The organism is Aquipuribacter hungaricus, from assembly GCF_037860755.1.
Taxonomy (GTDB): domain Bacteria; phylum Actinomycetota; class Actinomycetes; order Actinomycetales; family JBBAYJ01; genus Aquipuribacter; species Aquipuribacter hungaricus.
Window position 1 is genome coordinate 1 of record NZ_JBBEOI010000154.1, and the last position, 9106, is coordinate 9106.

Consider the following 9106-nt stretch of genomic DNA (forward strand, 5'->3'; position numbering starts at 1 on the left):
CGCCGCGGTGTACGCCCGTGCCGCCGGCCGGCCGGACGGGGCCAGCGGAGCGGGCGACCCGGGCGGGGCCGGCGCGGCTCCTCGCTAGGCTCCCGCCGTGCCCGACGCCCCCCGCGAGCTCCTCGACTCCGGCCCCCTCCGCTCCGCGTACCTGTCGGCGGTGACGGCGGCCCGGAAGGGCCTGGACGGCACGGCGCTGCTGCGGGGCTGGGACGACCGCACCGCCCGGCGGCCGCGCTCCCGGCTCGCGCACCTGCGCACCCTGCTCGCGGTGCACAACGCCGAGGACCTCGTCACCTTCGACCTGCCGTGGTGGACCTACCAGGCCATCGACCACGTGAGCGGGTTCCTCGCCGGGCGCGGGTACTCCGCGCGCGTCTTCGAGTACGGCTCCGGCGCCAGCACGCTGTGGCTGGCGCGGCGCTGCACGAGCCTGGACGCCGTCGAGCACCACGCCGAGTGGGCGGCCCGGGTCCGGGAGCTCGTCGACGCGACGCCCGGCCTGCGGTGCACCCCGACGCTGCACGTCCCCGAGGTGCCCGCCGTCGCCCCCGGCACCGCGCCCCGGGTCGGCTCCGGCGCGCCGAGCGGCCGCGGCCTGGACTTCGGCGCCTACGTCGACGTGGTCCACGACGTGGGCGGGGTCTTCGACCTGGTGACGGTGGACGGTCGCGCCCGCGAGGCGTCGCTGCTCGCCTCCCTGGACCACGTCGCCCCGGACGGTCTGCTGCTGCTCGACGACGCCCAGCGGCCCCGCTACCGCGAGGTGGTGCGCGAAGCCGAGCGGCGGGGCTGGTACGCCCTGCGCACCCGCGGCGCGACCCCGTGCCAGCCCGTGCCGCGGGAGACCGTGCTGCTGTCGCGCCACCCGTTCCGCGCCTCCCGGTGACCGTGGGCCCCGCCGACGGGCCGGACGGCGGCACCGACGGCGGGCCCGGGAGCGGTTCCGAGGGCGGGTCGCACGGGGTCGACGGGCAGCACGGGGTCGCCGGGCAGCCTGCCGACGGGCAGCCGGTGGTCGACGGGCCGCCTGCGGTCACGGGGCGGGGCGGCCGGGCCCTCGGGCGGCTCGCCCGGGTGCTGCCGCCGGTCGTGCTCGTCGCGGTGCTCGCCGTCGGCGGCTGGTACGTCTGGACCCGGCGCGCAGAGGTGGGCGCCGCGCTCGCCGACATCGGCGTGCCGGCCGCGCTGGGCTGCCTGGTCCTCACGCTCCTGGGCGTCCTGGCCACCGGGGAGTGCTGGCGCGTGTGGCTGGCCTCGCTCGCCCCGGCGCCCCCGCGGCTGCAGGCGCACCAGGTCTTCTACCTCACCCAGGCGGGCAAGTACCTGCCCGGGTCGCTGTGGCCGTTCCTCGCCCAGGCGCTGCTGGCGCGCCGCTCCGGGGTGACCCGTGCCGCCATCCTCACCGCCACCACGCTGTTCCTGCTCACGCACCTGGTGACCGGTGCCGTGGTCGGCGTCGCCCTCGCGGGCCCCTCGGTGGCCGCCGGCTGGGCGCCGCTGCTCTACCCCGCCGCCTCGCTGGGCCTGCTCGCCCTCTGCCCGCCCGTGCTGGGCCTGCTGCTGCGCCTCGCCGAGCGGGTCCGCGGCCGGGATGCCGCGCTGGCCCCGCGACCGACCTGGTCGGCCGCCGGGCGGGCCGCCGCCCTCATGCTGCTGGCGTGGGCTGCCTACGGCACGTCCACCTGGCTGCTGCTGCGCCCCCTCGACCCGGGCCCCGGGGCGCTGAGGGCGGCGGTCGGCGCCTGCGCGCTGGCGTGGGTCGTGGGGTTCCTCGCCGTCGCGGCCCCGGCGGGTGCGGGCGCCCGCGAGGCCGTCCTCGTGCTCGTGCTCGCGCCCCTGGTCGGCGCGCCGCCCGCGCTGGCGGTCGCGCTGGTGTCGCGGGTCGCGCTCACCGCCGTCGACCTCGGGCTGGCCGCGGCCTCCAGCGGCGTGCTGCGGATACTGCCGCCGGACCCGGACGACGCCGCAGGGCGGTCGGACCCGGGCGACCCGACGGGCCCCACAGACCCCGCGGACAGACCTCGTCCCTCAGCCGGCCCAGCGCGGTAGCAGGCCGCGCGCGGCAGCGTCGGCGAGGCCGGGGGCGGCCGCGTCCTTGGCCGACAGCCGCGGCTGCAGCGGCGCGCCGGCGGCGTCCTCGGTCGGCCAGGCGATACCCAGGTCCTCGTCGAGCGGGTGCACCTCGTGCTCGCGGCCCGGGGCGTACGGCGAGGAGCAGAGGTAGGCCACCGTGGAGCCGTCCTGCAGGGACAGGAAGCCGTGCCCCAGGCCCTCGGCCAGGTAGACCGCCCGGCGCGTGGTGCCGTCGAGCAGGACCGAGTCCCACCGCCCGAACGTCGGGCTGCCCACCCGCAGGTCGACGACGACGTCGAGCACGGCCCCGGCCAGGCAGGTGACCCACTTGGCCTGCCCGGGCGGGACGTCGGCGTAGTGGATCCCGCGCAGCACCCCCGCGGCGGACACCGAGCAGTTCGCCTGTCGCAGGTCGAAGGAGCGGCCGGTGGCGGCGACCATGTCGTCGTCGCGGAACCACTCGTAGAACAGGCCCCGGTCGTCGGCGTGCTGCACCGGCGTCAGCTCCCAGGCCCCCGGCACGGCAAGCTCGCGGCGCTCCATCAGCGGGCCCCGGCCGCGCGGGCCCGCAGCGGCTCCCACCACGACCGGTTGTCCCGGTACCAGGCCACGGTGCTCGACAGGCCCTCGTCGAGCGGCACGTGCGGGGCGTACCCCAGCTCGGCGGTGATCTTGGAGTGGTCGACGGAGTACCGCCGGTCGTGGCCCTTGCGGTCCTCGACGAGCACCACGGCGTCCTGCCCGCGCCCGGTGGCCGCGAGCAGGCGGTCGGTGAGCTCGCGGTTGGTGAGCTCGGTGCCGCCGCCGATGTTGTAGACCTCGCCGGCCCGCCCGCCCTCGAGCACCAGCTGCAGGCCGCGGCAGTGGTCGGACACGTGCAGCCAGTCGCGGACGTTGCCGCCGTCCCCGTAGAGCGGGACGGTGCCGCCGTCGAGCAGGTTGGTCGTGAACAGCGGGACGACCTTCTCGGGGAACTGGTAGGGCCCGTAGTTGTTCGAGCAGCGCGTCACGCTCACGTCGAGGCCGTGGGTGCGGTGGGCGGCGAGCGCCAGCAGGTCGCTGCCGGCCTTGGAGGCGGAGTACGGGCTGTTGGGCTGCAGCGGGTGCTCCTCGGGCCAGGACCCCTCGTCGATCGAGCCGTAGACCTCGTCGGTGGAGACGTGGACGAACCGCGCCGTGCCGTGGCGCAGTGCCGCGTCGAGCAGCACCTGCGTGCCGACGACGTTGGTCGTCACGAAGTCCGTCGCCGCACCGATCGAGCGGTCGACGTGGGACTCCGCGGCGAGGTGGACGACGTGGTCCGTGCCGGCGACCACCCGGTCGACGACGGCCTCGTCCCGGACGTCGCCGTGCACGACCTGCAGGCGCGGGTCGTCAGCGACCGGGTCGAGGTTCGTCAGGCTGCCGGCGTACGTCAGGGCGTCCAGGACGACGACCTCGTCCGGCGCGTAGCCCGGGTAGCCGCCCTGCAGGACGGTGCGCACGTAGTGGCTGCCGATGAACCCGGCCCCCCCGGTGACGAGCAGACGCATCGGACCTCCAGTGCCGGACGTGGTCGCTGCCACACTAGGTCAGTGAGAGGGATCATCCTGGCGGGCGGCTCGGGCACGCGGCTGCACCCGGTCACCCTCGGCGTGAGCAAGCAGCTCGTCCCGGTCTACGACAAGCCGATGGTCTACTACCCGCTCACCACGCTCATGCTGGCGGGCATCACCGACGTGCTCGTCATCACGACGCCCCACGACGCCCCGGCGTTCGCGCGGCTGCTCGGCGACGGGTCGCAGCTGGGGATCTCCGTCACCTACGCGGCGCAGGCCGCCCCGGAGGGCCTGGCGCAGGCGTTCCTCATCGGCGAGGAGTTCCTGGCCGGCGGGCCCGCGGCGCTCGTCCTGGGCGACAACATCTTCTACGGCCCGGGCCTGGGCCACCAGCTCACCCGCTTCGCCGACCTGGACGGGGCCGCGGTGTTCGCCTACCGGGTCGCCGACCCGGAGCGCTACGGCATCGTCACGTTCGACGAGCGGGGCCGGGCCACGCACCTGGAGGAGAAGCCGGCGGCCCCGCGGTCCAGCTACGCCGTCCCGGGGCTGTACTTCTACGGCGACGACGTCGTGGACCTGGCCAAGGAGCTGCGACCGTCGGCGCGCGGCGAGTACGAGATCACCGACCTCAACCGCCGCTACCTCGAGCAGGGCCGGCTGCAGGTCGAGGTGCTCCCCCGCGGCACGGCGTGGCTGGACACCGGCACGGTGGACTCGCTGCTGGACGCCGGCAACTTCGTCCGCACCATCGAGGAGCGGCAGGGGCTCAAGATCGGCTGCCCCGAGGAGGTGGCCTGGCGGACCGGGCTGCTGGACGACGAGGCGCTGCTGCGGGTGGCCTCGTCGCACGGGACGACCGGCTACGGCCGCTACCTGGCCTCGCTCCTGGAGCTCCCGCCCGAGCCGCCGTCACCGCCGTCCTGACCGGCGGCCCGGGAGCCCCTCAGGAGCGCGCCACCAGGCCGACGACCGGCTGCGCGAGCGCGCCGGTGGGGGCGCCCAGGTAGCGGGCCGAGCCGTAGGCGCGCACGGAGCCGTCCGCGCCCACGGTCCAGTAGCCCTTGCCGTCCGGCGCGGACTCGATGCCCACGACGGGCCCCGCCCCCGGCGCCGAGCCGGACGAGCCGTGGAAGCCGGCGTCGCCGAAGGTGAAGATGCCGCCGTCGCCGGACACCAGCCAGTAGCCCTTGCCGGACGGCGTCGCGGCCATCCCGACCACCGGGCTGTTGAGCCTCGTGGCGCCGGTGGAGCCGAGGAACCGCGCGTCGCCGAAGGCGAAGATGCCGCCGTCGCGCGCCAGCAGCCAGTAGCCCCCGCCGCCGGGCGTGGGCGCCATGCCGACGACCGGGGCGTTGAGGCGCAGCGCGCCGGTCGAGCCGCGGAACACCGCGTCGCCGTAGCTGAAGATGCCGCCGTCCTGGCCGAGCAGCCAGTAGCCCGAGCCGCTCGGGGTGGGCGCCATGCCCACCACGGGGGCGTTGAGCCGCATGGCGCCGGTCGAGCCGCGGAACACCGCGTCGCCGTAGCTGAAGATGCCGCCGTCCTGGCCGAGCAGCCAGTAGCCCGAGCCGCTCGGGGTGGGCGCCATGCCCACCACGGGGGCGTTGAGCCGCATGGCGCCGGTCGAGCCGCGGAACACCGCGTCGCCGTAGCTGAAGATGCCGCCGTCCTGGCCGAGCAGCCAGTAGCCCGAGCCGGTCGGGGTGGCGGCCATGCCTACGACGGGGGCGTTGAGCCGCAGCGCGCCCGTGGAGCCGAAGAACGAGGCGCCGCAGTAGGCGAACACGCCGCCGTCGCGCGCGGTCATCCAGTAGCCCTGCCCCGCGGCGGTCGCGCAGTGGTCGGGCGCCTGCTGGGTCAGCGGCGGCGGGGTCGCGCTGCCGGTGCGGCGCGCGTCGTGGCGGAAGGTCGGCCACGACGTCGCCCCGGTGCGCCCCTGCGTGCCGGACAGCTCGTAGCGCTCCACGACGGCCGTGCCGGCGGGGGTGGTGCCTGCCAGGAGGATGTCGAGCCGGCCGTCGGAGTCGACGTCGGTGACGGTGGGGGTGTTCTGGTACGACACCTTGCCGACGTTGAGCTGCGCGAGCAGCGAGCCGTCCCTGCCGGAGCGGACGTAGACGCCGCTGCCGGTGGCCGCGAGGACGTCCTGCCGGCCGTCGCCGTCGAGGTCGGCGGTGCTGACCCCGCCGACGATGTCCTCCCGCACCGCGCCGGCGAAGGTGTTGAGGACGCGGACGCCGGTGGCGCCGTCGTAGGCCTGGACGCGCCCGCCGTCGACCGGGGAGTTCCGCGTGCCGGTGCCGATGACGACGTCGAGGCGCCCGTCACCGGAGACGTCGGCCAGCGCGGGAGCGGCCGAGGTGTTGCCGTGGGTCTCGATGGTCCGCTCGAGGCGGCCCTGCATGTCCAGGACGAACACCTTGGTGGCGTCGCGCCCGGCGCCGCGGGCGCTGTAGAAGTCGCCGGTGCCGACGACCACCTCGGGGCGCCCGTCGCCGTCGACGTCGCCGACGGCCGGGGAGGAGCGGAAGATCTCGTCGGCCCGGAACTCCCAGATCTGGGACCCGTCGCCGCGCATCGCCCGGAGCACGCCGCCCTGGTGGTCGACCGGCGGGCCGGGCGTGGAGTCCGTGCCGATGATCATGTCGGTCGTGCCGTCGCCGTCCACGTCGTGCAGGGCGGGCGAGGAGAAGATCGTGTCGTCGGAGTAGAACGGGAAGCCCGGGCGGGCGGTGCCGTCGGCGCGGACCGACCAGAGGCTCGTGAGGCCGAGCGTGCCGAAGCTGATGTCGGCGGAGCCGTCGCGGCTGATGTCGCCCAGCGCGGGCGTGGAGTGGACCGGCGGGGAGGCGAAGTAGCAGGACGGGTAGTCCGACGGACAGCTGACGACGTCGCGGGCGGCGAAGGACCACGCCAGGCGGCCGTCGTGCTCGATCCGGTTGAGGGCGCCGACCTGGTCCTCGGCGACGGCACGGCCGCTGCCCACGACGACCTCGGGGCGGCCGTCGCCGTCGACGTCCCCGGCGGCGGGGCTGGAGTTCACGCCCCGGTTGACCGCGACGGGCCAGCCGGGCAGCACGGAGCCGTCGACCCCGTCGAGGCCGCGCACCCGGGCGTCGTAGCCGCCGACGACGACGTCCTGCTGGCCGTCGCCGTCCAGGTCGGTCGCCAGGACGGACGACTCGCGGACGGTGGTGCCGGGCAGCTGGACCGACCACACCCTCGTCAGCCCCACCGCCGCCTCGGCGGGGGCGGTGCCGACAAGGGTGCCGGCGAGCAGGGCGAGGACGGTGGCGGGCAGGACGGTGGAGACGGCGAGCGTGCGCATGGGTCCCTCGGGGTCGGGGGCGGGAGGTGGTGCCTGCATCGGCAGCGGTGCTCCGGCCCTTGAGCGGGCCGGTCCGGGCGTGGGGGCGGGGCGGACGGGACGGGGGGGCGGTCGGGACGGGCGGGACAGGCGGTGCGGCCGTCTAGCCCACGGCACCGTCCCCGCCGTCGTCGGGCGGCACCGGGTCCACCAGCCCGTCGCTGCCCAGCTCGCCCACCCACCAGACGACGTCCTCCCGGACCACCGACGTGGGCGGGGGCCGCAAGGTCCGCTCGAGCCGCTCCACCTGCTGCCGGACGGTGGGGGGCGGCTCGTCCCCGTCGCGCCACGGCACCTCCGACGGCTCGGTGGTGACCACGACGGTCCCCCGGCCGAGCGCGTCGGAGGCCTCCGCCAGCCGGGCCGGCGTGGGCGAGCCCTCCTCCCAGACCGTGGCCCGGCAGTGCACCCGCAGCGTCCCCGACGGCCACGTCGGCCCGGCGACGACGACGTCGGCGTCCCCGACCGCGGCGCAGAGCCGGGCGACCGCCTCCCGCTGCCCGCGGCCCTCGACGTGCGTGGCCACGGGCGCGGTGGCCAGCAGCGGCAGCAGGACGAGCGAGCCCCCGAGCACCCACCCCACGACCCGCGCGGCCCCGCCCTCGTCGTGGAGCAGGCGGACGGCCAGTCCCGCGAGGACGACGGTGAGCGGCACCACCTGCGGCAGGAAGCGCCGCACCACCCACACGTTGTCCGGGGTGATGCTCGTCCGGGCGGACAGGTAGGCCAGGAACACGAGCAGGACGACCGGGACGACCGCGGCGGCGGGCTCGCGCCGCAGCAGCGCCCGGTGCAGGAGCAGCACCGCCGTCACGAGCGCGGCCAGGACCGCGGGCCAGCCCAGGTAGGCCGCCAGCCACGGCGCCACCTGCTCCTCGTAGGACCGCCAGCCGTCCAGCGGCAGGCCCTCGGCCGCCTGGACGGACTCCGTCAGGGGGTTCCGGTTCTCGTGGTGGCGGGAGACGTCCCACAGCGGCCGGGTGAGCAGGAGCACCACGCCCAGGCCGGCGGCGCCGCCGAGGACCGCCGCCGGACGGGCGCCCGTGAGCAGGCCGGTGAGGCGCTGCCCGGCACGGACCGGCGCGGCGACGACGAGGAGCGCGAGGACCGCCCCGACGGCGGCCGCCCCGGCGACGGGCAGGAAGAGCTCGAGCTGAACGCCCATGTAGCGCCGCGAGCTCGTCCACAGGTCGACCTGGCCCGCCACCAGTCCGGGCACGAGCCCGAGCAGCACCAGCCGCACCCGGGCCGACGTGGCACCGGGCGCCCGGCCGTCCACCCGCGCTGCGAGGGCGAGCAGCGGAACGAGGACCGCCGCGGGCAGCAGGCCGTCGATGCGGCTGGCGGCCGCGGCGCCCAGGGCGAGCCCGGTCGCCACGGCCGTGCGCCGGGACCAGGTCGACAGCAGCGCGAGGCCGAGCGCCACGGCGAGCACCCCCGACGCGGTGGTCGCCACCTCGGAGTACATGCCGCGGGTGAAGTGCACGAACGGCAGGCTGACGGCGGTGGCCGTGGCGACGAGGAGGCCGACCCAGTCCCCCGCGAGCCGCCGGCCGAGGACGAACACCGACACCAGGGCCAGCGCGCCGAGCAGCAGGTTGACCTCCAGGGCCGCGTCGGCGCCCCGGGCCCGCCCCAGGAGCCCCCCGAGCGCCGGCATGGCGTGCGTCCACAGCGGGGTCACGGCGTCGCCGTGCACCTGGAACCCGATGCCCGCGCCGCGACCGGCACCGAGCGGGACGTCCACCGACGGGTGGTCCACGAGCCAGGTCGCGGCGAAGCCGTAGGCCGCCGGGTCCCGGCCGAGCAGCAGCTCGGTGGTGGCGTAGGGACGGTTGAGCAGCACGGAGGCCACGGCGAGCAGGGCGACCAGCAGGCTCGGCAGGACCGGGCCGGCCGGGAGCCGCGGTCGCAGCAGCAGCGCCACCACGAGGGCGACGACGACCCCCGTGACACCGAGCGGGGTGGTCACGCGGTCGGCGGCCACGAGCGCGGCGGCCCAGGCGACGAGCACGCACCCGGCCAGCGCCAGCACCTCCGGCCCCTGCCGGGCGGCACGCGGGAGCAGGCCGGCCCGTCGACCGGCCGGAGCCGGCGGCGGGGGCGCCGTGGCCGGGGCGGG

Annotated in this window: 6 protein-coding genes and 1 pseudogene; 3 read left to right on the forward strand and 4 right to left on the reverse strand. The window is 76.7% G+C overall.

Going from position 1 to position 9106, the window contains the following annotated elements:
* Positions 1-97 precede the first annotated feature (97 nt).
* Positions 98-889: a class I SAM-dependent methyltransferase gene (locus tag WCS02_RS14275; protein WP_340294365.1), complete on the forward strand. Its 792-nt coding sequence runs from the start codon at positions 98-100 to the stop codon at positions 887-889.
* The gene (locus WCS02_RS14280; protein ID WP_340294367.1) at positions 886-2052 is read left to right on the forward strand and encodes a lysylphosphatidylglycerol synthase domain-containing protein; all 1167 of its coding nucleotides are present in this window, start codon (positions 886-888) and stop codon (positions 2050-2052) included. Before WCS02_RS14275 ends, WCS02_RS14280 begins: the two co-directional genes overlap by 4 nt.
* On the opposite strand, the gene WCS02_RS14285 is transcribed toward WCS02_RS14280, so the two are convergent.
* Entirely contained in the window at positions 2032-2619 is a 588-nt protein-coding gene (locus WCS02_RS14285; RefSeq protein WP_340294369.1) for a dTDP-4-dehydrorhamnose 3,5-epimerase family protein, read from the reverse strand. The genes WCS02_RS14280 and WCS02_RS14285 overlap by 21 nt on opposite strands.
* On the reverse strand, positions 2619-3608 hold the full coding sequence (gene rfbB / locus WCS02_RS14290; protein ID WP_340294371.1) for a dTDP-glucose 4,6-dehydratase: 990 nt from the start codon (positions 3606-3608) through the stop codon (positions 2619-2621). Before rfbB ends, WCS02_RS14285 begins: the two co-directional genes overlap by 1 nt.
* A 42-nt stretch (positions 3609-3650) precedes the next feature.
* Here rfbB and rfbA point away from each other — a divergent pair, with 42 nt between their 5' ends.
* Positions 3651-4541, forward strand: coding sequence for a glucose-1-phosphate thymidylyltransferase RfbA (gene rfbA / locus WCS02_RS14295; protein WP_340294373.1), 891 nt, complete (start codon positions 3651-3653; stop codon positions 4539-4541).
* 19 nt (positions 4542-4560) lie between these two features.
* Here rfbA and WCS02_RS14300 read toward each other — a convergent pair whose 3' ends face one another.
* Both WCS02_RS14300 and WCS02_RS14305 read right to left on the reverse strand, forming a co-directional pair.
* Positions 4561-6945, reverse strand: coding sequence for an FG-GAP repeat domain-containing protein (locus WCS02_RS14300; protein WP_340294375.1), 2385 nt, complete (start codon positions 6943-6945; stop codon positions 4561-4563).
* A 142-nt stretch (positions 6946-7087) separates the two neighbouring features.
* A pseudogene (locus tag WCS02_RS14305) lies at positions 7088-9106 on the reverse strand (hypothetical protein); the annotation flags it as partial.